At 41.5% G+C, this 23,563-nt stretch carries 25 protein-coding genes and 1 pseudogene; 24 read left to right on the top strand and 2 right to left on the bottom strand.

Going from position 1 to position 23,563, the window contains the following annotated elements:
- Nucleotides 1-1,208 precede the first annotated feature (1,208 nt).
- The 7 genes from AACQ38_RS10815 to AACQ38_RS10785 all read left to right on the top strand — a co-directional run bounded on the left by AACQ38_RS10815 (nucleotide 1,209) and on the right by AACQ38_RS10785 (nucleotide 8,337).
- Complete coding sequence (locus AACQ38_RS10815; protein WP_165578100.1) at nucleotides 1,209-1,376, top strand: hypothetical protein; 168 nt, start codon at nucleotides 1,209-1,211, stop codon at nucleotides 1,374-1,376.
- A gap of 114 nt (nucleotides 1,377-1,490) precedes the next feature.
- Entirely contained in the window at nucleotides 1,491-2,000 is a 510-nt protein-coding gene (locus AACQ38_RS10810; protein WP_011145360.1) for a fimbrial protein, read from the top strand.
- 56 nt (nucleotides 2,001-2,056) lie between these two features.
- Nucleotides 2,057-2,725, top strand: a complete 669-nt coding sequence (locus AACQ38_RS10805) for a fimbrial biogenesis chaperone (RefSeq protein ID WP_162107518.1) — start codon at nucleotides 2,057-2,059, stop codon at nucleotides 2,723-2,725.
- Between the two features lie 23 nt (nucleotides 2,726-2,748).
- Nucleotides 2,749-5,259, top strand: coding sequence for a fimbria/pilus outer membrane usher protein (locus AACQ38_RS10800; protein ID WP_339367040.1), 2,511 nt, complete (start codon nucleotides 2,749-2,751; stop codon nucleotides 5,257-5,259).
- Between the two features lie 27 nt (nucleotides 5,260-5,286).
- The gene (locus AACQ38_RS10795) at nucleotides 5,287-6,255 is read left to right on the top strand and encodes a fimbrial protein (protein ID WP_165578098.1); all 969 of its coding nucleotides are present in this window, start codon (nucleotides 5,287-5,289) and stop codon (nucleotides 6,253-6,255) included.
- A gap of 282 nt (nucleotides 6,256-6,537) precedes the next feature.
- The gene (locus tag AACQ38_RS10790) at nucleotides 6,538-7,548 is read left to right on the top strand and encodes a fimbrial protein (RefSeq protein WP_011145356.1); all 1,011 of its coding nucleotides are present in this window, start codon (nucleotides 6,538-6,540) and stop codon (nucleotides 7,546-7,548) included.
- Between the two features lie 45 nt (nucleotides 7,549-7,593).
- Nucleotides 7,594-8,337 carry a 4'-phosphopantetheinyl transferase family protein gene (locus AACQ38_RS10785; RefSeq protein ID WP_165578097.1) on the top strand — a complete coding sequence of 248 codons (744 nt, stop codon included), beginning with the start codon at nucleotides 7,594-7,596 and terminating at the stop codon, nucleotides 8,335-8,337.
- Nucleotides 8,338-8,413: 76 nt separating this feature from the next.
- On the opposite strand, the gene hpaR is transcribed toward AACQ38_RS10785, so the two are convergent.
- A complete protein-coding gene (gene hpaR / locus AACQ38_RS10780; protein ID WP_109791371.1) occupies nucleotides 8,414-8,860 on the bottom strand; it encodes a homoprotocatechuate degradation operon regulator HpaR in 447 nt (148 codons plus the stop codon).
- Nucleotides 8,861-9,246: 386 nt separating this feature from the next.
- On the opposite strand from hpaR, the gene AACQ38_RS10775 reads away from it, so the two are divergent.
- The 16 genes and pseudogenes from AACQ38_RS10775 to AACQ38_RS10700 all read left to right on the top strand — a co-directional run bounded on the left by AACQ38_RS10775 (nucleotide 9,247) and on the right by AACQ38_RS10700 (nucleotide 22,123).
- The gene (locus tag AACQ38_RS10775; protein ID WP_011145353.1) at nucleotides 9,247-9,879 is read left to right on the top strand and encodes a fumarylacetoacetate hydrolase family protein; all 633 of its coding nucleotides are present in this window, start codon (nucleotides 9,247-9,249) and stop codon (nucleotides 9,877-9,879) included.
- The gene (locus AACQ38_RS10770; RefSeq protein WP_165578096.1) at nucleotides 9,876-10,637 is read left to right on the top strand and encodes a fumarylacetoacetate hydrolase family protein; all 762 of its coding nucleotides are present in this window, start codon (nucleotides 9,876-9,878) and stop codon (nucleotides 10,635-10,637) included. Before AACQ38_RS10775 ends, AACQ38_RS10770 begins: the two co-directional genes overlap by 4 nt.
- Nucleotides 10,637-12,103, top strand: a complete 1,467-nt coding sequence (gene hpaE, locus AACQ38_RS10765) for a 5-carboxymethyl-2-hydroxymuconate semialdehyde dehydrogenase (RefSeq protein ID WP_011145351.1) — start codon at nucleotides 10,637-10,639, stop codon at nucleotides 12,101-12,103. The genes AACQ38_RS10770 and hpaE overlap by 1 nt, the downstream gene beginning before the upstream one ends.
- A gap of 64 nt (nucleotides 12,104-12,167) precedes the next feature.
- The gene (gene hpaD, locus AACQ38_RS10760; protein WP_011145350.1) at nucleotides 12,168-13,046 is read left to right on the top strand and encodes a 3,4-dihydroxyphenylacetate 2,3-dioxygenase; all 879 of its coding nucleotides are present in this window, start codon (nucleotides 12,168-12,170) and stop codon (nucleotides 13,044-13,046) included.
- Between the two features lie 13 nt (nucleotides 13,047-13,059).
- The gene (locus tag AACQ38_RS10755) at nucleotides 13,060-13,446 is read left to right on the top strand and encodes a 5-carboxymethyl-2-hydroxymuconate Delta-isomerase (protein WP_011145349.1); all 387 of its coding nucleotides are present in this window, start codon (nucleotides 13,060-13,062) and stop codon (nucleotides 13,444-13,446) included.
- Nucleotides 13,447-13,448: 2 nt separating this feature from the next.
- Nucleotides 13,449-14,678 carry a Bcr/CflA family multidrug efflux MFS transporter gene (locus AACQ38_RS10750; RefSeq protein WP_162107516.1) on the top strand — a complete coding sequence of 410 codons (1,230 nt, stop codon included), beginning with the start codon at nucleotides 13,449-13,451 and terminating at the stop codon, nucleotides 14,676-14,678.
- A complete protein-coding gene (locus AACQ38_RS10745) occupies nucleotides 14,668-16,140 on the top strand; it encodes an NAD-dependent succinate-semialdehyde dehydrogenase (protein ID WP_165578095.1) in 1,473 nt (490 codons plus the stop codon). Before AACQ38_RS10750 ends, AACQ38_RS10745 begins: the two co-directional genes overlap by 11 nt.
- 4 nt (nucleotides 16,141-16,144) lie before the next feature.
- Complete coding sequence (gene hpaH / locus AACQ38_RS10740; protein ID WP_011145346.1) at nucleotides 16,145-16,948, top strand: 2-oxo-hept-4-ene-1,7-dioate hydratase; 804 nt, start codon at nucleotides 16,145-16,147, stop codon at nucleotides 16,946-16,948.
- 11 nt (nucleotides 16,949-16,959) lie between these two features.
- A complete protein-coding gene (hpaI, locus tag AACQ38_RS10735; protein WP_113025297.1) occupies nucleotides 16,960-17,766 on the top strand; it encodes a 4-hydroxy-2-oxoheptanedioate aldolase in 807 nt (268 codons plus the stop codon).
- A 96-nt stretch (nucleotides 17,767-17,862) separates the two neighbouring features.
- On the top strand, nucleotides 17,863-19,239 hold the full coding sequence (gene hpaX / locus AACQ38_RS10730; RefSeq protein WP_165578094.1) for a 4-hydroxyphenylacetate permease: 1,377 nt from the start codon (nucleotides 17,863-17,865) through the stop codon (nucleotides 19,237-19,239).
- A gap of 25 nt (nucleotides 19,240-19,264) precedes the next feature.
- Nucleotides 19,265-20,155 (top strand): 4-hydroxyphenylacetate catabolism regulatory protein HpaA, encoded by an 891-nt coding sequence (hpaA, locus tag AACQ38_RS10725; protein ID WP_011145343.1) that lies wholly within the window; start codon nucleotides 19,265-19,267, stop codon nucleotides 20,153-20,155.
- Between the two features lie 437 nt (nucleotides 20,156-20,592).
- The gene (locus tag AACQ38_RS10720; protein WP_011145342.1) at nucleotides 20,593-20,904 is read left to right on the top strand and encodes a YjeO family protein; all 312 of its coding nucleotides are present in this window, start codon (nucleotides 20,593-20,595) and stop codon (nucleotides 20,902-20,904) included.
- A gap of 263 nt (nucleotides 20,905-21,167) precedes the next feature.
- A pseudogene (gene tssD / locus AACQ38_RS10715) lies at nucleotides 21,168-21,341 on the top strand (type VI secretion system tube protein TssD); the annotation flags it as partial.
- Complete coding sequence (locus AACQ38_RS10710) at nucleotides 21,329-21,511, top strand: RNase A-like domain-containing protein (RefSeq protein WP_157852125.1); 183 nt, start codon at nucleotides 21,329-21,331, stop codon at nucleotides 21,509-21,511. The pseudogene tssD and the gene AACQ38_RS10710, both read left to right, overlap by 13 nt.
- 4 nt (nucleotides 21,512-21,515) lie before the next feature.
- Nucleotides 21,516-21,836, top strand: a complete 321-nt coding sequence (locus AACQ38_RS10705; protein ID WP_165578093.1) for a contact-dependent growth inhibition system immunity protein — start codon at nucleotides 21,516-21,518, stop codon at nucleotides 21,834-21,836.
- 41 nt (nucleotides 21,837-21,877) lie between these two features.
- A complete protein-coding gene (locus AACQ38_RS10700) occupies nucleotides 21,878-22,123 on the top strand; it encodes a hypothetical protein (RefSeq protein ID WP_165578092.1) in 246 nt (81 codons plus the stop codon).
- Here AACQ38_RS10700 and AACQ38_RS10695 read toward each other — a convergent pair.
- Nucleotides 22,106-22,321 carry a hypothetical protein gene (locus AACQ38_RS10695; protein WP_158538113.1) on the bottom strand — a complete coding sequence of 72 codons (216 nt, stop codon included), beginning with the start codon at nucleotides 22,319-22,321 and terminating at the stop codon, nucleotides 22,106-22,108. The genes AACQ38_RS10700 and AACQ38_RS10695 overlap by 18 nt on opposite strands.
- 328 nt (nucleotides 22,322-22,649) lie before the next feature.
- Here AACQ38_RS10695 and AACQ38_RS10690 point away from each other — a divergent pair, with 328 nt between their 5' ends.
- Nucleotides 22,650-23,396: an SDR family oxidoreductase gene (locus tag AACQ38_RS10690; RefSeq protein ID WP_165578091.1), complete on the top strand. Its 747-nt coding sequence runs from the start codon at nucleotides 22,650-22,652 to the stop codon at nucleotides 23,394-23,396.
- The last annotated feature ends 167 nt before the right edge of the window (nucleotides 23,397-23,563 follow it).

Below are 23,563 nucleotides of genomic sequence, written 5' to 3'. Positions count from 1 at the left end.
AATCATCGTGTAGTGAAAAAATAATATCTGTTGAAATAACAACATTGCCGCTGAAAGAAGCTAACAAAAAATATGTCCATTGTCAGCAATATAACCAAAACAGAATTGTGTTACCTCTACCTGATAGAACACCTTTATGTCCCATCACTACAACTCAGGTATCTGGAAAATTAGCCTTATTAACCTCAATACCTTCCATGACTTAATTTTTCATTACGTGACTTACTACTATTTCGATATTAGCACACTAAATGTCCACATCAGATAACAGGGGTTGACATCTGTTAACACAGTTGTTCCAGCCCGATTAATTTCTTCTCTGACTAAAACTGTGATTAATAATTTTGATGATGAAATATACAGACACATCGATAGCAACAGAATATCCGAATTAATAATAAGACAAAAATGAATCAATTTGTCTAATTTATATAATGATGAAAAATAAGACATTAAATAAACATCATTATTATTTCTTGATTGAATTAACTCAATCAATCGATTAATTTAATCTTATAACACAATGAAATAAAAAGAAATTTTTATTAATTGTAAAAAAAATACAATTTTTTTGTTGAAGTTGTTGAAAAAGATCATATTTTAGTTAATACTATTTTCCGTCGAGTGAGAATAAAACTAAAGCAAAAACGAAACTCTGAATTGGAATTCAACTTAAAATCCGAAGAAAAATAAGAAGAAATTTTCGTTATCTTAATCGCGGTTAAGATGGCAATTTACCCGATCGTATTAATATCGTTAATACGATGGCATTATATATTACGATTTGCCCAATCAGAATATTCACTTTCTTTGAGTAAGATACTAGTGTGTTGAGTAGCTATAGATTACTATTGTTAATATCGTTATTGAATCTCCATTTCAATAAAAATAGTGAAGATAAGTTTATCCATATGTGATATACACTTTACCTATAAGAGTTTTTCACTGTTATTAGCAGTACTTTACAAGAATTTTGCTATCAATATGGTACTTATCATGCTATAGCATTACAAGCATTTAAATAGAAATAAGAATCATTATTAACAACACGAATAAGCTTACAATAATAGATGATATCTCAGAGAAAAAACCATTCTTTTCTATATCAAAAATCAATATCAGAAATTTATTATCAACAATATGAATATAAATACACAGACTATAACATGGTGAGAAACAATGACTAAATTAGGATAAACTAAAGATATATGAAAAAAATGGTTAAATATGCGATTGCATTCTATACCCTATGGATTTCAAGTTGCATCGCGACGGCAAGGGAACGAATCCCCGGGAGCATAGATAACTATGTGACCGGGGTGAGTGAGTGCAGCCAACAAAGAGGCAGCTTGAAAGATGACGGGTATATACCATGATAAAAATGACTTCAATGATATTATCAACCATTAAACTATCCTAATGGTCAGATATATATCTTTATTGTATAGACAAGACTAAAAAACATATTTATTAAGGTAAGGTATTTTTAAATGAAAAAGAATTTTATTTTGGCTTCTTTAGTGACGGTATTAGCAGTTTTCAGTAGTTTCAGTGCGTTATCTTATGATGGAACAATTAAATTCCGAGGTACGATTATTAATGAAGGGTGTACGATAACTACCAAAGATGTTGCAGTAGACTTCGGTAAGTTGTCAAAAAACGCATTTGGAGGAAAGGCAAATATAGTTGGTATAAGTAAAGATTTTTCTATCTCCTTAACATCCTGTGATGTGACAGGAGCTCTAGGTATCTCATTTGACGGCGGACCTGACGCTGATAATAAAAATGTTTACAGTTCAGGACTTGCCGGCGTAGGTATTCAAATACTCAAAGGAAGTGATGGAAACAACATAGCACCAGGAACAAATGTCCCTGGGATTGCAACAATTGCAAGTAACACCGCCACTATGAATTTCAGAGCAGGACTAATTTCAACAAAAAATAATGTTTCGATTGGCTCTATAGATAAAACTTTCAATTTCACAATCATATATCCATAATCATCGAATAAACATCTTTAATATAATTAAACATTTTTATAACCAAAGGAGTAAAAATGCTTCGCTTTATTACTCCCTTTTTGCTTGTCTTTTTTATGGGACAAGTACAAGCAGGGATTACTTTAGGCGGAACTCGCCTGATCTATAATGGCTCACAAAAAGAAGCCACGATTTCTATCACCAACTCGGATACAGAAAGACCTTATCTTGTACAGTCGTGGGTAGATAATATCGATAACAATCAAAATAAAGTACCGTTCGTTATTACTCCACCATTGTTTAAGATGTCGAAAGAGAGCGAACACCAGATCCGTGTTTCATATATCGGCAATCATCTGCCTGTGGATCGGGAATCGATATTTTTACTTAATGTCAATGCGATCCCGGCCGTTGAAAAAAATGACAATAGCAAGATGATCATCACGATAAAAAATATTATCAAATTGATTTATCGTCCATCCGGGTTATCTGATAACGAGGCTAATGATGCCATTAATCGTTTGGCAGCATCACGTAATGCCCATGGTGTTCAATTAACTAACCCCACAGCTTATTACGTTAATCTTAATGAGATGAAAATTAACGGAACATTAATACCTAAACCCGGATTTATTCCCCCTTTTAGTCATAAGGTATTTTCAACCAAAAATGGCATAAAAAGCGTAACTCTGACTGCTATCAACGATTACGGTGGCACAACAGAAGAGCGCCAGTTTAATTTCTGATAATATTGTCTGATGAGTGTATTGTGAAAAAAATAATTAGCTTTGCTTTAATGATTTGTTGTTTATCGTTGCCAGCATATGCAGAGCTGTATTTCGATATCAATGCATTACAATTATCAGACGAAGATAGAGAAAATATTAATCTGGAGAGCCTGGCAAAAACGGACGCCCATATTCCAGGTATCTATAAAGTTAACGTTATCGTCAATAAAAGGGATATTGGCATTAAAAGCCTGTCCTTTATTGACTGTGGTGAGAAACTTTGTCCTGAATTATCTATCCGTTTACTGAAAGAAATCGGGGTAAAAATAGCAAGCTTCCCAGAATTAGCATCCCTTGCTGAACAAGAGATCATTTCTCAACCTGAGAAATATATTAAACAAGCGTCAGCAGAGCTGGATTTAAGTGCTCTTACGCTGATGTTGAATTTTCCGCAAGCGGCCATGCAATCGCAAATCAGGGGAGATATCTCCCCTGAGCAGTGGGATGATGGTCTGCCTATGTTTTTCACCAATTATCATCTGACAGGAATGCAATCCTGGAATAAAAATCAAAGTGAACAGAATCAATATCTGAATTTACGTAGTGGCTTTAATTTAGGTCCGTGGCGAATTCGTCATAATAGTTACTACAACCATACGGGTACAACATCTGAATGGCAATCGCTTAAAGCCTATGCTGAACGGGATATTCGCCCATTAAGATCTCGTCTGGTATTGGGTGAAACATCCACCGATAGCATGGTATTCGATAGTTTCACTTTTAATGGCATTAAATTGATGTCGGATAGCCAAATGTTGCCAGATAGCCAGCAAGGGTTTGCGCCTGTTGTCCGCGGTATTGCTATGACTCACGCAAGAGTAGAAGTGCACCAAAAAGATAATATTATTTATCAGACTTTTGTTCCACCAGGCGCGTTTGAAATTACTGATATTTACCCCAGTAACCTGAATGGTGATCTGGAAATATCTATTTATGAAGAAAATGGCAATATCAGAAAATTTACTCAGCCCTTTGCTGCCTCACCATTAATGATCCGTGCCGGCCAAATGAAATATTTTGCTAATATCGGTAAATTCAGCGGTGGTAAACAGGCCAGTAAAAAAAGATTTATTCAAACAGAAGCTATTTATGGGTTATGGGATAGCACCACCATTTATGGTGGAGTGATTATTTCCTCTGACTATCAAAGCCATGCATTAGGTTTAGGGCATAATCTGGGAAAAATTGGTGCGGTATCAATCGATGTCACCAATGCAGCAACCCATTTCCCAAACGGAGAAAAGAAAAGCGGGCAATCTTATCAGATACGCTACAGTAAAGGTTTTACTGAAACTAATACAACGGTGACATTAGCCGGTTATCGCTACAATACCAATGGTTATTACAGCTTTAGCGATGCCAATAATAACTATTCCAATAATAACTATTCCAATAATAACGACCCATTTGCTGATCATAGCAGAAATAGTGCGCCTAAAAACCGGATGCAAATAACGATGGGCCAAAACTTAGGACAATATGGTAATCTTTCATTATCAGCCTGGCAGCAAGATTATTGGCAAGATAAAACCCGTAAGAATCAGTCATATTCTATGTCCTATAACACTAATATTCATGATATCTCTTTATCATTAAGCTACAATTATCATCGTAATCGCTCAAGTATTAATAATGATCAAGTTTTTTCATTCAATATCAGTATTCCTCTGGATAAATGGCTGCCATCAGATAATCATAGCGCATCGGTAGATTATGATACCGCTTATAACACCAACGGTAGCAGCCAGCATTCAATGACATTATCCGGCTCGTTACTGGAACAACAAAATCTGAACTATATGATTTCTCAAGATTACAGCTACGAAAAATCAGAGAAAGAAAAACAATCAGGTAATGCCGCCAGTCTATATTACCGAGGCTCATATGGTTCAATTAATGTAGGTTATACCACCGATCATAGAAAAAATCAGCGGATTAATTATGGATTAGAAGGAGCTATTATTGCCCATCCCTATGGCGTTACTCTGGCACAAAATATTAGCGAAAGCGGTGCCAGCGCCTTAATTCGTGCCCCCGGGGCAACCAATGCCAAGGTACTGAATAATACCTCTATCAGTACAGATTGGCGGGGATATACCATTGTGCCTTATATATCGCAATATCGGGAAAATATGTTATCCCTTGATACCAATACATTCGGTGATGACGTAGATATTGATAATCCAACCACTAAGGTTATTCCAACCAAAGGCGCTTTGGTATTGGCGGATTATTCTATTCGTGTTGGTCATCGAGTATTTTTAACTTTACAACATAACGGTAAGAAACTCCCATTCGGCACGATAATTACAGGCCCAAATAGTGTCAATGGCATGGTGAATGAAAAGGGCGAAGTTTTCCTCAGTGGTGTGAGTGACACAGCAAAATTAACCGCCGATTTAGGCGATAAACAGAGCTGTCATATTCAATTCGATAGTAAATTATATCAAAAAATTAATGGTATTATTTTGACTTCATTGCGTTGTCAGTAATTAAGATAGTATTTATCTAGGGAAAGTATGAAAAATAAATTAATTATATTAGCAATATTATTACTAATACTACTCAACATGACAAAATCAATTGCCACATGTAAATTGAACAATAAATTTAAAGCGATTGATTTAAATGTTGATATAAATGAAATTATCAATGCAGACCATAATATTCGAAGACCTATTATCATCGCTGAATACGGTCCTATGGAGCTGGCTAACAAAATAGGAATTAAAGCCGATTCACCCATTGCTAGCTGTGATAATAATGAAAATATATCTTTCAAAATGACATCAGGAAGAATAGAACTCGCCAAAGAAAGTGGTTGGATAAAAACCAGTGTAGATAATTTATATTTTTTCATCTCTTATGATGGAGATGGGAAGGGTAGCTCTCATGATGGCATCAATAGAAAAATAACGTTAAGAGATATCGGTAAAATAACAATTAATCTTATTCAAACAAGTGATATAAAATCAGGCTCCATACTAAGAAGAGGGTTGATATCTTCTTTATCAACAAGTGATGGTAAAAAATTAATAAATATCAAATATAACAAAGACAATATAATTGGTAGTCAAAGCTGTATGACATCCACACCCTATAAAGAAATAAAACTTGGAAGGATTAATACTTCTTCATTTAAAGGGAAAGGCTCTACTGCTGGCCGTAATAACTTCCATATTCTCATTCAATGTAAAGATAAAAATATCCCCACTATTAAGTTCACAGGAGATGTAGTAAGCCCAAGTCTAAATAGCATTGTTAAACTACATCAATACAGCGAGGGAAAAACAGCCAAAGGTATTGGTGTTCAATTGTTACATAACAATAACCCTGTTGATATGGATACATCTCTTGCTATAACTGAATGGCGAGGTGAAAAAGATCTTTATTATTTACCGCTTACTGCCCACTACTACCAAATAGACGATAAAGTAACCGGCGGAAAAGCTAATGCAACAATACACTTCACAATTGAATACAAATAGCTTTACAAACCATCCAATTTGACTTAAATTATTAACATCACGATAACATGAGAAAAAAGAGAAATTTTCCTCAGTGGTGTTAATAATACAGCAGAATTAAAACCTGACTTAGACGATAAATAGATCTGCCATATTAATTCCACTGATAACTTATACCGAAAAGATAGTGGTGCCGCGCCACTCTCACTTCATTATTTTATTAATAAATAGTGTTATTAATGAGTGATGTTATTAATAATTCATGTTGTCAGTAATTAAGAATAAATCTCAATAGGCATAGATATGAAATATTATTTACGGTTATTAATTTCTGCTGTTTTACTTTTCAATATCAATAAAATACATGCTGCTTGTATTTCAGAATCCACAACGGGTAACGGCACTGTATATTTTGATTTAAATTCACTTAAATTAAACTTAAACACATCAAACACTAAAAGTATTCATGTTGTCAGATTCAGTGCTGAACAATTAGCTAGCAGCATGGGGCTCAATATAAATGATCCTATTTTTTCATGTGATGACAACGGATATTTGGTTTTTGGTGAAAGTGTTTATCCCAGCATGGCCGGTAATACGGAGCATGGGACAGGAAAGTTAACAACAGGTATAGATAACCTCTATTTATATTTTGTTGCTGCTACTGGAAATCTAAATAATATGAAATATCCCACAATTGATGGTAGAAGTTATATCTATTACCCGCCAGAAAAGAAAAAAATTACCTGGAAAGATATCGGTGATATTGATGTTTATCTCTATAAAGAGGGTGAAATTAAATCAGGAAAATCATTACACGCTGGAATAATTTCCCTATTACAAACATCGAACGGCATCCGTCTAATAACAATAAGAAACAAAACAAGATATCATGTTACTGCTCAAGGTTGCATGGCGCTATCTGGCGATCAAACCGTTAGATTTCATGATGTTTACAGCTCTTCGTTTAAAGGAAAAGGAACAACTGCCGGCCATGCTGATTTTAATATCAACATTGAATGTACAGAAAGAATCAAACCTACAATTACATTTTCCGCAAGAACAATCAGTGATGCCCCAGAGAGTATTATTCAATTAAACAGAACTAATGCAACAAATACAGCCAAAGGGGTTGGTGTGCAAATTTTATATATGGGAACGCCCGTTCCTATTGGGAAACCATTTGCTGTAGGCTATTCTGACAGGAATTCTCGTTATAATTTACCTTTCACCGCCCGTTATTATCAAACCGATGATAGAATAACAGGTGGAAAAGCTAACGCAATAGCACATTTTACCGTTCAATATGAGTGATATTCAGTATAAACTGGGCAGCATTTCCTTATCTGGATAATTAACATGGAACAGACAGTTATACACACCAATCAAGCATCACTGCCAGAATATGACAACGGATTTATCACTCAAATCGAGTATGGAACGGTTGTTAAACACCACCAAGTGCATTTCTGGCATGCCCGCTTTGATCTTTCACATTATCACGATGAACTCTTCAATCAATTAAACCTCCCCTTTCCTGCTACCTTAACTAAAGCAGTCAAAAAGCGGCGGGCTGAATATCTGGCAGCACGTTATTGTGCCAGACAACTTTTAGCACAATTAGGACAACCAGCATTTAATTTAATCTCTGGTCATGATCGCGCGCCAATCTGGCCGCAGAATATTTGTGGTTCTGTTTCTCATTCATCTCATTGTGCAATTGTGCTGGCTGCACCGCAAACTCATAACCGATTAATTGGTGTTGATATAGAAGCTATCGTCGATCGTCAAAATATAGATGAAATCACAAAAATAATTGTGAATGACAAGGAAATTCAACTTCTGAAACATTGCCATTTACCACTTGAACAAGCATTTACCCTTGCCTTTTCTGTAAAAGAGAGTTTGTATAAAGCACTCTATCCACAAGTAAAACGGTTCTTTGGCTTTGAAGCGGCTGAAATTATTGCCCTATCCCTAGAAGATAATGAAATAACATTAGCGCTGCGGGAAACACTCACCCCTCATTATCCGGCAGGTACACTATTTCGTGGGCAATTTATTATCTACCCACAGGAAATATTAACGTTAATTATTCAATAACCAAAATCGATAATTGCTGATTCTGCTCAGCAATTTCACGATTATTCATTACCATCGTTTTCAATAAAAATGCTATTTATTTAATATCCTTTCCTGTATTTATCAGTGAGTTCTTACCAACAGCAATTAATTCCTCCAACAATACTGAAAGCTGAACCATCTTCTCCGGCGAAAAGGCTTTTTCAATCGCCTGATATCCCTGTTCCACCTGCTCTTTCGCCTTTTCATAAAGTTTCTGACCATCCTGCGTCAAAGAAACATAAAGTTTGCGCTGGTCATTCATCGGTTTAAGACGAAAGATCAAGCCATCACGTTCCATGCGAGTCAATATCCCGGTCAGACTTGGACGAAGAATACAGGTCTGGCAGGATAAATCATAAAAATCAATCGACCGATTATCAGACAGTACACGGATAATACGCCACTGCTGTTCAGTCAAATTATGACTTTTAAGGATTGGGCGAAAAAAACCCATCGCGGTTTCTCGCGCTTGAAGTAATGCAATTGTCAGAGATTCATGCATGGGTAATGAAGGCTCTTATTTTAGTTAATCACTGATTTACTCTCTGTTGAAAGTACTATCTCACTCTATAACCACAATAAAAAAGACTAGCACGTCCCTCAGTCAACCACAAAGAAAAAATCATAAAAATATTAATAAGTAAACAAAAATTAACCCTAAAAATAAAGTTAATAAAAAGTTAATGCAAGAGTAACGCCTTTATCCGAAAAAAGATTAATATCTTGATTAATAATGATAAAAAACAAATTTAGTGGAGATATTGTTACTGAGATCACAATTAAAATTAACAAACACATTAACATATTGCAACAACGCGCCCCGTAGCTTATTAATATATTAATAAATGCATCTTAAAACCGCCCGTTTAAGTTTATGAGGAATCGTTAATGAAAGGCACTGTCTTCGCCGTAGCCCTCAACCACCAGAGCCAGGTAGATTTCTGGCATGGCTCATTTCAGCAAACACCTTATAACACTCTGCCTAAAACACCAGTATGGTTCATTAAACCCCGCAATACCGTTATCACCTCCGGTGAAGCAATTCCCCACCCGGTAGGTGAAGAGGTTCAAAGCGGTGCAACGCTGGCATTAATAATAGGTAAAACCGCCCGCAAAGTTGCCATTGAAAATGCGGCCGAATATATCGCAGGTTATGCATTAGCTAATGAAGTCAGCCTGCCTGAAACCGCTTTCTATCGTCCGGCAATTAAAGCTAAGTGTCGCGATGGTTTTTGCCCCATAGGCCAAATGACTCATCCTGAATCCATTGATGCGTTAGATATCATTACCGAAATCAATGGTCAGGAAGTCGATCGCTGGTCAACAGCCGATCTGGTGCGTTCAGCCACGGAATTAGTTGCAGCATTGAGTGATTTCGCAACCCTCAAAGAGGGGGATGTGATCCTGCTTGGAACGCCACACCAACGCGTGGCTATCAAACCGGGCGACAAAGTTGTTATTCGGGCGGCAGGTTTTCCATCACTGGAAAATCAAGTTGTGCAAGTGGGAGAAAAAGCATGAAACACGCAAGAGTTCACTATCAAGGTCGCGATTTGATTGTTACTGTCGATGAACAGGAAAATGTCTGCCTGCCTGATGGCAGTAAAATCAACAGCGAATCCGTTCAATGGCTGCCACCCGCAAACGGTACCCTGTTTGCCCTCGGTTTAAATTATGCTGATCACGCCACTGAGCTGGAATTTAAGCCCCCCGAAGAACCTCTGGTTTTTATCAAGGCCGCCAATACGCTAACCGGTCATCGTCAGGTTTCCGTTCGCCCTGATCATGTGGAATATATGCATTATGAAGCCGAGCTGGTGGTTATCATCGGCAAAACCGCCCACAAAGTGACTCAAGAACACGCGATGGATTACGTTGCCGGGTACACCGTCTGTAACGATTACGCAATCCGTGACTATCTGGAAAACTACTATCGTCCTAATCTCCGGGTAAAAAGCCGCGATACACTGACCCCCATCGGTCCGTGGTTCGTCGATAAAGAAGATGTCCCCGATCCGCATAATCTGACATTAAGCACTTGGGTTAACGGTGAATTGCGTCAACGCGGTACAACCGCTGATCTTATCTTCAATATTCCATTTTTGATCGCTTATCTAAGCGACTTCATGACGCTGCAACCGGGAGACATGATCGCCACCAGCACGCCAAAAGGATTATCCGATGTGATACCGGGAGATGAAGTTATTGTTGAAGTTGAAGGTGTTGGGCGTCTGGTTAACCGTATTGTCAGCCAGCAAGAGTATGAGGAGAGTCTGTAATGACCGTCATTAGCCATTGGATCAACGGCAAAAACATCAGCAGTAAAACCTATTTTGAAACCACAAACCCGGCTACCGGCGAAGTGCTGGCCGAAGTCGCTTCCGGCGGTCAAGAAGAGGTTGATCAAGCCGTTGCCGCCGCAAAGGCAGCCTTTCCCAAATGGGCTGATCTGCCGATGAAAGAGCGTGCACGCTTGATGCGCCGTTTGGGTGAATTGATCGATGAGAATGTGCCTGAAATCGCGGCAATGGAAACCAAAGATACCGGTCTGCCCATTCATCAGACACAAAATGTCTTGATCCCTCGCGCTTCTCACAATTTCAACTTCTTTGCTGAGATTTGTCAGCAAATGAACGGCCGTACCTATCCCGTTGATGACAAGATGCTCAACTACACCTTGGTGCAACCCGTCGGTGTTTGTGCACTGATTTCTCCGTGGAACGTGCCATTTATGACCGCCACCTGGAAAGTTGCCCCCTGTTTAGCACTAGGTAACACCGCAGTGCTGAAAATGTCAGAGCTCTCCCCATTAACCGCCAACCGTTTAGGCGAATTGGCACTAGAAGCGGGTATCCCTGCGGGTGTGCTGAATGTGGTTCAGGGATATGGTGCTACCGCGGGTGACGCGCTGGTGAAACATCACGATGTACGCGCGGTTTCGTTTACCGGCGGCACAGCAACCGGTCGTCAGATTATGAAAAATGCCGGCCTGAAAAAATATTCAATGGAGCTAGGGGGTAAATCTCCGGTTCTGATCTTCGAAGATGCGGATATTGAGCGCGCACTGGATGCCGCGCTGTTCACCATTTTCTCTATCAATGGTGAACGTTGTACCGCCGGTTCACGCATTTTCATTCAGCAAAGTATCTACCCTGAGTTTATTAAGCGTTTTGCTGAACGCGCTAATCGTTTGCGGGTGGGTGATCCACAAGATCCAACTACCCAGATCGGTGCACTTATCAGCAAGCCGCATTGGGAGAAAGTCTCCGGTTACATCCGTCTGGGAATAGAGGAAGGTGCAACGCTGCTGGCAGGTGGACCAGACAAACCGATTGACTTACCGGCACACCTAAAAGACGGCCATTTCCTGCGCCCAACGGTGCTGGCGGATGTTGATAACCGTATGCGGGTTGCTCAGGAGGAGATCTTCGGCCCTGTCGCCTGCCTGCTGCCATTCAAAGATGAAGCAGAAGGTCTGCGCCTGGCAAATGACGTGGAGTACGGTCTGGCTTCTTACCTCTGGACGCAGGATGTCAGCAAAGTCTTGCGGCTGGCCCGCAATATTGAAGCCGGCATGGTATTTGTCAACACCCAGAACGTCCGTGACCTGCGTCAACCATTCGGCGGCGTGAAAGCCTCCGGCACCGGCCGTGAAGGCGGTGAATACAGTTTTGAAGTGTTTGCTGAGATGAAAAACGTCTGTATCTCGATGGGGGATCATCCAATCCCACGTTGGGGGGTATAACCGTTCCGTCAGCGTTAACCACGGCGAATTCCGGTTCGCCGTCCTGATATCAAATGAGGATTTTATGGGTAAGTTAGCGTTAGCAGCCAAAATTACACATGTGCCATCCATGTATCTGTCTGAACTACCGGGGAAGCATCACGGTTGCCGTCAGGGAGCTATTGATGGTCACAAAGAGATCAGTCGCCGTTGTCGCGAAATGGGTGTCGATACCATTATTGTGTTTGATACGCACTGGCTGGTGAATAGTGCCTATCACATCAATTGTGCCGACCATTTCTCCGGCATTTACACCAGTAATGAATTACCCCACTTCATCCGGGATATGAGTTATGAATATGACGGTAACCCTGAATTGGGACAAATGATCGCAGAAGAGGCACGCAATGTCGGCGTGCGTGCTCAGGCGCATGAAATCCCAAGCCTGAAACTGGAGTACGGCACGCTGGTACCGATGCGTTACATGAACAGTGACCGACATTTTAAAGTTATCTCAGTCTCCGCATTCTGCACTGTCCATGCTTTTGAAGATAGCCGTCGTCTTGGAGAGGCAATTCTGACAGCGATTGAGAAATATGATGGCACCGTTGCGGTATTCGCCAGCGGTTCCCTTTCTCACCGTTTTATTGATGATCAACGCGCCGAAGAGGGCATGAATAGCTACACCCGAGAATTTGATGAACAGATGGATCATCGGGTGGTTCAACTTTGGAAAGAGGGCAAATTCAAAGAGTTCTGCAAGATGCTGCCGGAATATGCAGATTATTGTTATGGCGAAGGCAATATGCACGACACGGTGATGTTATTAGGTCTACTCGGTTGGGATAAATATGACGGTAAAGTGGAATTTCTGACTGAACTGTTTGCCAGTTCCGGCACCGGACAAGTCAACGCCGTATTTCCACTACCTGATTACATCACCGATAAACCCGCGATCCCCTGATTAGGAGCAACCTATGCCACATTTTTATGCTGAATGTACGGAAAATATCCGCGAACAAGCCAATTTGCCGGAGTTGTTTGCCAAAGTGCATCAGGCGCTGGCAGATACCGGCATTTTTCCATTAGGCGGCATACGCAGCCGTGCCATCTGGCTGGATACTTGGCAAATGGCCGATGGTCAACATGATTACGCCTTTGTCCATATGACACTAAAAATCGGTGCAGGACGCAGCCTTGAAAGCCGTCAACAGGTTGGTGAGATACTGTTTCCTCTGATCAAACAACATTTTGCCTCGCTGATGGCACAACGTTACCTTGCCCTCTCTTTTACGATGGAAGAATTAGACCCGGTATTGAACTACAAACAAAACAACGTCCACGCCTTGTTTCGTAAGGAGTAGTGATGCCGAAGCCCTTTCATCAGCATCCTCCTCGTTGGTTAATCCCTTTATTAGGTGCGCTAGTGGCCTTCGGGCCGCTGTCGATTGATATGTACCTGCCAGCCTTGCCAGAAATGGCAAGGCAATTACAGGCAACACAAGGGCAGATGCAACATACTTTAGGCGCATTTTTCGCCGGTTTCTGTATTGGCATGCTGTTATACGGCCCACTGAGCGACCATTTAGGACGCAGAAAACTGCTGCTCAGCGGTATCGCATTATTCGTCGTTGCCAGTGCGTTGTGTACCTTGGCGACACAAGTTGAACAACTGATTTTACTGCGCGCATTACAGGCATTTGGCAGCGGTGCCGCGGTGGTCATGGGCCGAGCGATCGCCCGTGATATCTACGGCCCGCAGGAATTACCACGCGTGCTATCACTCATGACTTTGGTGACCATGATAGCGCCGCTTATCGCGCCATTACTGGGTGGCTTACTGTTAACTTATTTCAATTGGCAGGCCATATTTACGCTATTGGGCCTGTTCGGTTGTATCAGTGGAATATTATTACTATTTTTCTTGCCAGAAACGCTACCCGCCCAGCATAACGGCGGAAAACTTATCACCGCGTTTAAAAATTACGGCAAGTTACTGACTGACGGTGAAGCTATGGCAACTATCGGCACATTGGCATTCACTTGTGCCGCCATGTTCGCATTTATCAGTGGTTCCCCTTTCGTCTATATCAACTATTTTCAGGTTCCGGCGAATTACTACGGCTTACTGTTCGCCTGTAATGCGCTAGGCATGATGGCAGTAGTGCTGCTCAATGTCCGTTTACTAAAAGTCTACGATGTTTCCCGTCTGTTATTTATCCAAACCAGTGCTCAATTACTGTTTGGCATCTTATTGGTTATCTTTTATCAGCAAAGTCTGACGGTGATCGTCATTTTGGTCGTACTGTTTATCTCGCTGGTTAATGCCATTGGTACTAACAGCCTCTCTTTATTACTTCAACATCGCGGTCAACTTGCCGGCAGCGCCAGTGCGCTCGCTATTTCCGCACAATTTGCTATGGCGGCATTCGCCAGTGTTGCCGTCTCTTTACTACAAGATGAAACCCCTTTTGCTATGGCCCTTGTAATGACTGTTTGTGCTGGATTGAGTTGGTTATGCCAGCAGCTAGCCACTTTCTACCGGCGAAAACCCCTCACACAAGTGTCTTTAGGAGAAAAAAATCATGACAAATAATGTAAATACCGAATTACTGCGTCAACAAGCTTATATCAACGGGCAGTGGGTTGATGCCGACAATCAAGCAACTTTTAAGGTGACTAACCCAGCAAATGGTGAAGTGATTGCCCACGTCAGTAATATGGGTGCGGCCGAAACAGAACGCGCAATTGCAGCCGCTCAACAAGCCCTACCAGCCTGGAGAGCCATGACAGCCAAACAACGCAGCCAAATTCTGCAACGTTGGTTTCAGTTAATGATGGCAAATCAACCGGCACTGGCTGAATTGTTGAGCCGGGAGCAAGGGAAGTCACAGACAGAAGCGATGGGCGAAATCGCTTATGGTGCCAGCTTCATCGAGTGGTTTGCGGAAGAGGGTAAACGCACCTACGGTGAAACCATTCCAAGCCCATTGCCTGGTCGCCGGATTGTCACGATCAAACAACCTATTGGCGTTGTGGCGGCCATCACACCGTGGAACTTCCCCAATGCCATGATCACCCGCAAGGTTGGCCCTGCTCTGGCAGCAGGCTGCACGGTGATCCTAAAACCCGCCTCGGAAACCCCACTTTCCGCTCTGGCTCTGGCTGCGCTAGCGGAACAAGCCGGTATTCCCGCTGGCGTATTCAATGTGGTGACCGGCATCGATGCGAAAGCCATCGGCGGAGCTATGACCCAAAGCCCGATTGTTCGCAAACTCTCTTTTACTGGCTCAACCCGTGTCGGTAAGCTCTTGATGGCACAAAGTGCCGACACCGTGAAAAAGCTATCATTGGAATTGGGTGGCAATGCGCCATTTATCGTTTTTGATGATGCTAATATTGATGCCGCTGTACAGGGAGCATTGATAGCTAAATTCCGCAACAGCGGTCAAACCTGTGTTTGCGCTAACCGAATTTTGGTACAGGAAACCATTTATGACACCTTCGCCGAACGTCTGGCACAAGCCGTTAATCAGTTGCAGGTTGGCCCGGCTAGCGACGCTAAATCACAACAAGGCCCCCTGATCAATCAAGCCGCCGTCGATAAAGTCGAGGAACACATCAGTGACGCCATTTCCCACGGTGCACGCATATTGGCCGGGGGTAAACCACACGCTCTGGGCGGTCTATTCTTCGAACCTACCGTACTGGCTGATGTCAATAAATCCATGCTTATCTCCCAAGAAGAAACATTCGGCCCTATTGCTCCCCTGTTCAAATTCCGTGATGAAGCAGAAGCCATCCATCTGGCAAATGAGACTGAATTTGGTCTGGCCGCTTATTTTTATTCCCGCGATATCGGCCGGATCTACCGTGTGGCAGAAGCGCTGGAAAGCGGTATGGTCGGGATCAATGAAGGTTTAATCTCTAATGAAGCCGCCCCATTCGGCGGCATTAAACAATCGGGCCTGGGACGTGAAGGTTCTCGTTACGGTATCGAAGATTATCTGGAAGTGAAATATCTCTGCTTTGGTGGCATAGAAGACACAGGAGTTTAACCGCATGTTACAGAAAGAAGTCGTATCACAGGTTGCACATCGTCTGCATCAGGCAGAAAAAAGCCGTGAACAAATACGCCAGATCTCATTGGATTACCCTGAAATCACCATCGATGATGCTTATGCTATTCAGCGTCACTGGGTGGAGTTGAAAATTGCCGAAGGTCGGGTACTCAAAGGCCATAAAATTGGCCTGACCTCAAAAGCCATGCAAGCCAGCTCACAAATCAGTGAGCCAGATTATGGCGCTTTGCTGGACGATATGTTTTTCCCTGATGGCAGTGATATTCCATGTGATCGCTTTATTGTGCCCCGTATTGAGGTCGAGCTAGCATTCATTCTGGCAAAACCTTTGTGTGGCCCGAACTGCACACTGTTTGATGTTTACAACGCGACCGATTACATCATTCCAGCGTTGGAATTGATCGACGCCCGTTGCCATAACATCGATCCGGAAACTAAGCGACCACGCAAAGTGTTCGATACGATTTCTGACAATGCCGCCAACGGCGGCGTCATTATGGGCGGCCGTCCGATTAAGCCCGATCAGTTTGATCTGCGCTGGATCAGCGCCCTGCTCTATCGCAATGGCGTGATTGAAGAATCCGGTGTCGCGGCTGCGGTACTTAATCATCCAGCTAACGGTGTCGCATGGTTGGCAAACAAACTGGCCCCACATGGTGTTCAGCTTGAAGCAGGACAAATCATTCTCAGCGGCTCTTTTACCCGCCCGGTTCCAGCCAATAAAGGGGATACCTTCCATGTGGATTATGGCCCCCTCGGTGCTATCAGTTGCCGTTTTGTTTAACGAGGAAAAATATGGATCGGTTAACCAATAAATTTAAACAGGCATTAAAAGCAGGCCAGCCACAAATCGGTCTATGGTTGGGGCTTTGTAACCCCTACAGTGCTGAATTAGTGGCCGGAGCCGGTTTCGACTGGCTACTTATTGATGGCGAACATGCACCGAACGATATTCAGACGATTCTAAGCCAGTTGCAAGCTATCGCCCCTTATCCAAGTCATCCCATTGTGCGTCCGCCCTGGAATGATTTGGTCATCATTAAACAACTACTGGATATCGGTGCCCAAACGTTATTAATCCCCATGATACAAAACGCCGAACAGGCTTACGAAGCGGTTCGGGCAACCCGTTATCCACCGGCGGGTATCCGTGGTGTAGGTAGCGCTCTGGCAAGAGCTTCCCACTGGAACAGAATTCCTGATTATCTGCATCGTGCCAACGATGAAATCTGCGTTCTGGTTCAGGTAGAAACCCGTGAAGCACTCCGTAACCTGCCGGAGATCCTCAAAGTAGACGGTGTGGATGGTGTCTTTATCGGTCCGGCGGATCTCAGTTCCGATATGGGCTTTACCAATAATCCGCAACATCCTGAAGTGAAAGACGCAATTGAGCAAGCCATCGCTCAAATCAAAGCGGCGGGTAAAGCGCCGGGCATTCTGATGTCCGCACCCAATGTTGCCGAGCACTACCTGAAACTCGGTGCTCTATTCGTTGCTGTGGGTATTGATACAACTTTATTGGCTCGGACAGCGGAAGCGCTGGCAGCACGATTTATCGCGGATAAAGAGCCGCCAGTAGCACCTTTATCCGGTGTTTATTAATCTTAGCAACCACAATTTAATAATTGATTTACTCAACAAGCATTTAATTTCCTAGACAACGTAATACACATAAAACAGTAAGTAAGGAAAATGATAATGAGCGATTCATCAACTGTTGTGCAACAGCCGGATCTTCCGGTTGGTCAACATAAACCGCTGACGGCACAACAGCAATCCGTCATTAATAAGCTATTCCGTCGCCTGATTATTTTCCTGTTCGTCTTATTTGTATTTTCGTTTCTGGATCGAATTAATATCGGGTTTGCCGGCCTGACAATGGGTAAAGATCTTGGACTGAACGCAACCATGTTCGGTCTGGCGGCAACGCTGTTCTATGTCACTTATGTCATTTTCGGTATTCCTAGCAACATTATGCTAAGCATTGTCGGAGCGCGACGCTGGATAGCCACGATTATGGTGCTCTGGGGGATCTCCTCCACTGCCACCATGTTCGCTACCGGACCAACCAGTCTGTATATCTTGCGGATGCTGGTCGGTATCGCCGAAGCAGGTTTCGTGCCGGGCATCCTGTTATATCTGACTTACTGGTTCCCGGCTTACTATCGCGCCCGTGCCAACGCACTGTTTATGGTGGCAATGCCGGTGACGATGGCGTTTGGTTCTCTGGCTTCCGGTTATATTCTGGAAATGGATGGCCTCATGAACCTTCACGGCTGGCAATGGTTATTCCTGCTGGAAGGTTTTCCTTCGGTACTACTGGGAATTGTCGTTTGGTTCTATCTTGATGATTCACCCAAACGCGCTAAGTGGCTGACAGATGAGGACAAAAAATGCTTACAAGAGATGATGGATAACGACCAGCCCGCTCTGGTTCAACCAGCAAGCTCATCAACTCATCAAGCAATGCAAAAACCCAGTATATGGCGTGAAATTTTCGCGCCGATCATGCTGATGTATACCCTGGCTTACTTCTGTTTAACCAATACCTTGAGTGCGATTAATTTCTGGACGCCACAGATTGTGCAAAGCTTCAATCAGGGCAGCAGTAACATCATGATCGGCATCCTGACCGCTATTCCTCAGTTTTGTACCATCATCGGCATGATTTACTGGAGTCGCCGTTCAGACCGGTTACAAGAACGTAAAATGCATACAGCTCTACCCTATCTGTTCGCCGCCGTGGGCTGGATATTGACCTCATTGACCAACCACAGTGTCATTCAGCTCATTGGGATTATTATGGCTTCAACCGGTTCATTTACCGCAATGGCGGTCTTCTGGACAACGCCGGATCAAGCTATCAGTTTACGTGCAAGAGCGATCGGCATTGCGGTTATTAGCGCTACAGGCAACATAGGTTCAGCACTCAGCCCGTTATTAATCGGCTGGCTGAAAGATCAGACAGGAAGCTTTAATACCGGGCTCTATTTCGTTGCCGGATTGCTGGTCGTTGGCGCAGCCATTATCTGGTTGATCCCAATGAAACACGCCAGACAGAGAACAGCGCCGTAATTTTCAATAAAAAGGAAAAACCATCATGACTGAGCCTATCATTGCCAATATTGATATCAGCAAGGATTATGATGAAACCCAAGGCACTGATGATGTGCACTATCAAACCTTTGGTCGGATGGCAGCATTTTTTGGTCGTAATATGCAAGCTCATCGTCACGATGGTTTCTTCCAACTTCATTTTTTGATCACCGGCCATATTGAATTACAGTTAGATGCTCAACACTATTCTGTACAGGCACCGCTGTTTATCCTGACACCGCCCTCCGTTCCTCACGCTTTTTTCACTCAAGATGACAGTGACGGATATGTCCTTACCGTACGGCAAGATCTGATATTACCGTTATTGGAATCACTCTATCCAGCTAATAAAGATATTCTTGATATTCCGGCTATTTGCTTATCCGTCGTCGATAAACCGGAAGAATTGGCCGCTTTTAATCACTATTGGGCGTTAATCGCCCGCGAATCATCGAATAACTTTATTGGTCGAGAGCAATCGCTGACATTTTTAGCACAAGCCATATTTACCCAGTTATTACGCAATATTCCTCTTGATGATCACCCGGTTAATGGCGTGCGAGGAGAAATTAAATTGTTTCAGCGCTTTAATCAATTAATAGACAATCATTATCATCATCATCTTTCCGTACCGGAATATGCTCATAAGTTAGATATTACAGAATCGCGGTTAAAAGATATGTGCCGTCGGTTTACCAATCGTCCACCAAAACGACTCATCTTCGATCGTCAACTGCGTGAAGCCAAACGGCTATTATTATTCAGTGATTGCCCAGTATTTGAAGTTGCTTATCAGCTTGGATTTAAAGATCCCGCCTATTTTGCCCGCTTCTTTAATCGATTAGTTGGCTGCTCACCTAGTTATTGGCGAGAAAGAAATATTCACGAAAAATAAATATCCCTGCTAATTATACCAAGCCCGGCATTTTATTCTGCCTGTTCAGCAAACCTCGTGCTATTAATTCGTGCTAAACTGACTCAGTTTTATTACAAAATCTCTTCCAAGAATTAAAATTCTGAATATACTGAGACTCTGTAACTCACTGGAACTTTTGAAGGATAAATGATGGCAACCGGAGTGCCGATAAAAATATACCCTATGGATTTCAAGATGCATCGCGGCGGCAAGGGAGTGAATCCCCGGGAGCATAGATAACTATGTGACCGGGGTGAGCGAGTGCAGCCAACAAAGAGGCAACTTGAAGGATAACGGGTATAAATTTATTTAAGAAAAGGAAACACAGCATATGCAAAATCCTTACTATATGGCAGGTAAATTCGGGTTCCCACCTTTTGATGTCATAGACTTCATATAATCATGAGAATTTCAGAATGAGCAAATCAGCTATAGTTTTAAATATCACTTATGCTATCTTTTGTGCGTTATTTATATATATGATGTCATACTTAGAAGAAGAGCATTATATCGGTGGTCAGGATATAGATAATCTCTGTACTGTTTACAGAGAGCTGATAGATGATAATCGTGATGTATTTGCTCCAACATGTTTACTGATTATGTCCCCCTTAATTTATGCAACCGTGAAGAAAAGATTCAAATCACTTTCTCTTAATGTCATTACATTTGCTTTGCTAGGATACTGGATGTGGCGATTTTTTATCAGATTAATCGTATGCGTTTAGGATAGTTTCAAATTATTCGGGTAGCGGCCACTGGGTGTTACCTGAATGTCAACTCACGCTATGCGATTATTACTAATACGATACCTTAACAGTTCAGATTTTTACGTTGCTCTTAATACTTTGATACCCTATTTCTAAGCATTTTGGTTTTATCAAATTATTCCTCTTACAAATGTAAATTATCTTAAATTTATAAATTTTTGATTGCTTTTTGCACACACCCTACAGCAGGATAAAAAAAGCACATTAGAGGAACAACCAGTATGGCAAATATCATTTACTTAACATTGAAAGGCAAAAAACAGGGGCTAATCTCCGCTGGCTGCGGCTCCTTAAACTCCATAGGAAATAATTACCAGCACGGTCATGAGAATGAAATTTTTATTTACTCGCTTCAACATTTAATGACAAGGGAACAACACGTATCCCATCATCCGGAGAAGGAACCACTGCACCTATTGAATACATTTCAAGTACCTCTATTGGTTTTGGTGTTACTAAAGGATCTAAATATGTAGAAAAGTTATATAAAGTCAGGGTTGTTCTAAGGTATTCTGAATACAATGGTAAACCATTTTATATATTAACAGCATTTCCAAAGGGCTAATTTAATGACCGGACAATATCCATTTCTAGATATTTTAATGCATGCTTACTTTAATCAGGACTTCGATATAATATCAGGTCCCGAGCTTGATGATGTTATCAATGATTTTCTTAATGATGCATCTCAAGGAATGAGAAAAGGGTTAATAGAAGAAATCAACGATCTTATTGACTCTTCTGAAGATGTAGAGAGCACATTTGATTATCATTACCATGATGCTGACGTTCTCCCCGAAGGGTGGGGTATGACAGCACTTGAGTTTTTAAAGCATGTGTCAAACAAGTCACAAGATTATTTAAACGAGCAGACTGAACAAGATGAGTAATTAAATTATTCTTAAATGAAGAAATAAAGAGGTTAAATATAATGGAAATGAGAGAACAATTGCAGTACATAGATAAGCTGACAAATGCTATTGATAGGAATGATTTTGAATCATTTCAAAAAATATTCAATGAGCTGCAAGGAAATTATATTAATATTGCACCGCTAATGTTATTGGAAAATATTAATCATCTTATCCGTGGCGCTAACAATATAAAAGGTGTTTTAGCAACCATCATGATAATAATGCTGACCCTAAGTTATTGGAAACTATTTCCGCCGTATTAGAACATCTGAATCAGTCATCAAAAATAATGCAAAGTTATACCCGTCATCTTTCAAGTTGCTTCTTTGTTGGCTGCACTCACTCACCCCGGTCACATAGTTATCTATGCTCCCGGGGATTCGCTCCCTTGCCGCCGCGATGCATCTTGAAATCCATAGGGTATATATAAACAAACACCATAAAAAGGATAAATAAATCAACCTTTAATCCATAAAATATTCAAATAAAAAACGCTTTTGAATGTAATTAATTATATATTATACTTTAAAGGCGTCATTTATTAACCAAACTTCAAAAACATTAATCACACACAAAAAAATTCATTTCACCCTCAATGAAAACAAAAAAATATGATGTTATTAAAGATATTTTAACCTCTGACTAAAAATAATTATAAAAATAACAATGAAAACATTATAAATATCCCCATGCCATATGCAAAAATTTGCTTTTCATTCAGTTTTTCTTTAATAATACTGGTTTGTTTGATATTTAATTTCTTAATATAAAACTTTACATGAGAATATTATGCAAAAAATTACATTAATTACCGGCGGATCACGTGGCATTGGTCGCGCAACAGCTTTTTATCTGGCAGAGAAAGGACACCACATTTGCATTGGCTACCACTCCAATCAAGAGCAAGCTCAGGAAGTCATAGAAATCATCCATAATATCGGCGGTAAAGCTATCGCCATTCAGGTCGATGTCGCTGATGAAAAACAAGTTGTAGAACTCTTCCAAAGAATTGATACCGAACTCGGATGCATCACAGGTTTGGTAAATAACGCCGGAATACTTAAACCACAAGCATCGATTGAACAATTAACCGCTCATCGCTTGCATGATATTTTTGCCACCAATGTCATAGGCAGTTTTCTCTGTGCACGGGAAGCGGTTAAAAGAATGTCCTTCCGGCATGGTGGTCACGGTGGATCAATTGTCAATGTTTCATCCGCAGCATCTCGACTGGGATCACCGCACGAATATATAGATTATGCCGCATCAAAAGGAGCGATCGATACTTTGACTATTGGCCTGTCTCTGGAAGTGGCAGATCAGGGAATTCGGGTCAATGCCGTTCGTCCTGGATTCATCTATACCGATATGCACGCTGATGGCGGCGAACCAAATCGAGTTGATCGGGTGAAAAATTCCTTACCAATGAAACGCGGTGGACAACCGAAAGAAGTGGCACAGGCTATCGTCTGGTTGCTGTCGGATGAAGCCTCATATGTAACCGGAAATTTTATTGACCTCGCCGGAGGGAAATAACATTTAAAACAAGTAAATATTGAGCTGAATTTACCAATAACCAATATTTGGATACATGAAAAAGAAACCAGAAAATGAAAGATGCCCCATATTTTCAATTGACTTTAGATCAATATTCAGGATGTATTATTAATTAGTATGGGCTGGCATATTGATAACAGGACTCA

Origin of the sequence: Photorhabdus sp. RW14-46 (genome assembly GCF_963887965.1) — a bacterium.
Taxonomy (GTDB): Bacteria; Pseudomonadota; Gammaproteobacteria; order Enterobacterales; family Enterobacteriaceae; genus Photorhabdus; species Photorhabdus laumondii.
This window is presented reverse-complemented; position numbering and strand designations above follow the sequence as displayed.

Excerpts from the sequence above, each read along its gene's own strand:
- hpaH (WP_011145346.1), top strand. The coding sequence starts at position 16,145 with ATGTTACAGAAAGAAGTCGTATCACAGGTTGCACATCGTCTGCATCAG.
- AACQ38_RS10785 (WP_165578097.1), top strand. The coding sequence starts at position 7,594 with ATGGAACAGACAGTTATACACACCAATCAAGCATCACTGCCAGAATAT.
- hpaD (WP_011145350.1), top strand. The coding sequence starts at position 12,168 with ATGGGTAAGTTAGCGTTAGCAGCCAAAATTACACATGTGCCATCCATG.
- hpaI (WP_113025297.1), top strand. The coding sequence starts at position 16,960 with ATGGATCGGTTAACCAATAAATTTAAACAGGCATTAAAAGCAGGCCAG.
- AACQ38_RS10810 (WP_011145360.1), top strand. The coding sequence starts at position 1,491 with ATGAAAAAGAATTTTATTTTGGCTTCTTTAGTGACGGTATTAGCAGTT.
- AACQ38_RS10815 (WP_165578100.1), top strand. The coding sequence starts at position 1,209 with ATGAAAAAAATGGTTAAATATGCGATTGCATTCTATACCCTATGGATT.
- AACQ38_RS10770 (WP_165578096.1), top strand. The coding sequence starts at position 9,876 with ATGAAACACGCAAGAGTTCACTATCAAGGTCGCGATTTGATTGTTACT.
- AACQ38_RS10745 (WP_165578095.1), top strand. The coding sequence starts at position 14,668 with ATGACAAATAATGTAAATACCGAATTACTGCGTCAACAAGCTTATATC.
- AACQ38_RS10805 (WP_162107518.1), top strand. The coding sequence starts at position 2,057 with ATGCTTCGCTTTATTACTCCCTTTTTGCTTGTCTTTTTTATGGGACAA.
- hpaR (WP_109791371.1), bottom strand. The coding sequence starts at position 8,860 with ATGCATGAATCTCTGACAATTGCATTACTTCAAGCGCGAGAAACCGCG.
- AACQ38_RS10750 (WP_162107516.1), top strand. The coding sequence starts at position 13,449 with ATGCCGAAGCCCTTTCATCAGCATCCTCCTCGTTGGTTAATCCCTTTA.
- AACQ38_RS10795 (WP_165578098.1), top strand. The coding sequence starts at position 5,287 with ATGAAAAATAAATTAATTATATTAGCAATATTATTACTAATACTACTC.
- AACQ38_RS10690 (WP_165578091.1), top strand. The coding sequence starts at position 22,650 with ATGCAAAAAATTACATTAATTACCGGCGGATCACGTGGCATTGGTCGC.
- AACQ38_RS10700 (WP_165578092.1), top strand. The coding sequence starts at position 21,878 with ATGGAAATGAGAGAACAATTGCAGTACATAGATAAGCTGACAAATGCT.
- AACQ38_RS10720 (WP_011145342.1), top strand. The coding sequence starts at position 20,593 with ATGAGCAAATCAGCTATAGTTTTAAATATCACTTATGCTATCTTTTGT.
- hpaX (WP_165578094.1), top strand. The coding sequence starts at position 17,863 with ATGAGCGATTCATCAACTGTTGTGCAACAGCCGGATCTTCCGGTTGGT.
- hpaE (WP_011145351.1), top strand. The coding sequence starts at position 10,637 with ATGACCGTCATTAGCCATTGGATCAACGGCAAAAACATCAGCAGTAAA.
- AACQ38_RS10705 (WP_165578093.1), top strand. The coding sequence starts at position 21,516 with ATGACCGGACAATATCCATTTCTAGATATTTTAATGCATGCTTACTTT.
- AACQ38_RS10775 (WP_011145353.1), top strand. The coding sequence starts at position 9,247 with ATGAAAGGCACTGTCTTCGCCGTAGCCCTCAACCACCAGAGCCAGGTA.
- AACQ38_RS10790 (WP_011145356.1), top strand. The coding sequence starts at position 6,538 with ATGAAATATTATTTACGGTTATTAATTTCTGCTGTTTTACTTTTCAAT.
- hpaA (WP_011145343.1), top strand. The coding sequence starts at position 19,265 with ATGACTGAGCCTATCATTGCCAATATTGATATCAGCAAGGATTATGAT.
- AACQ38_RS10755 (WP_011145349.1), top strand. The coding sequence starts at position 13,060 with ATGCCACATTTTTATGCTGAATGTACGGAAAATATCCGCGAACAAGCC.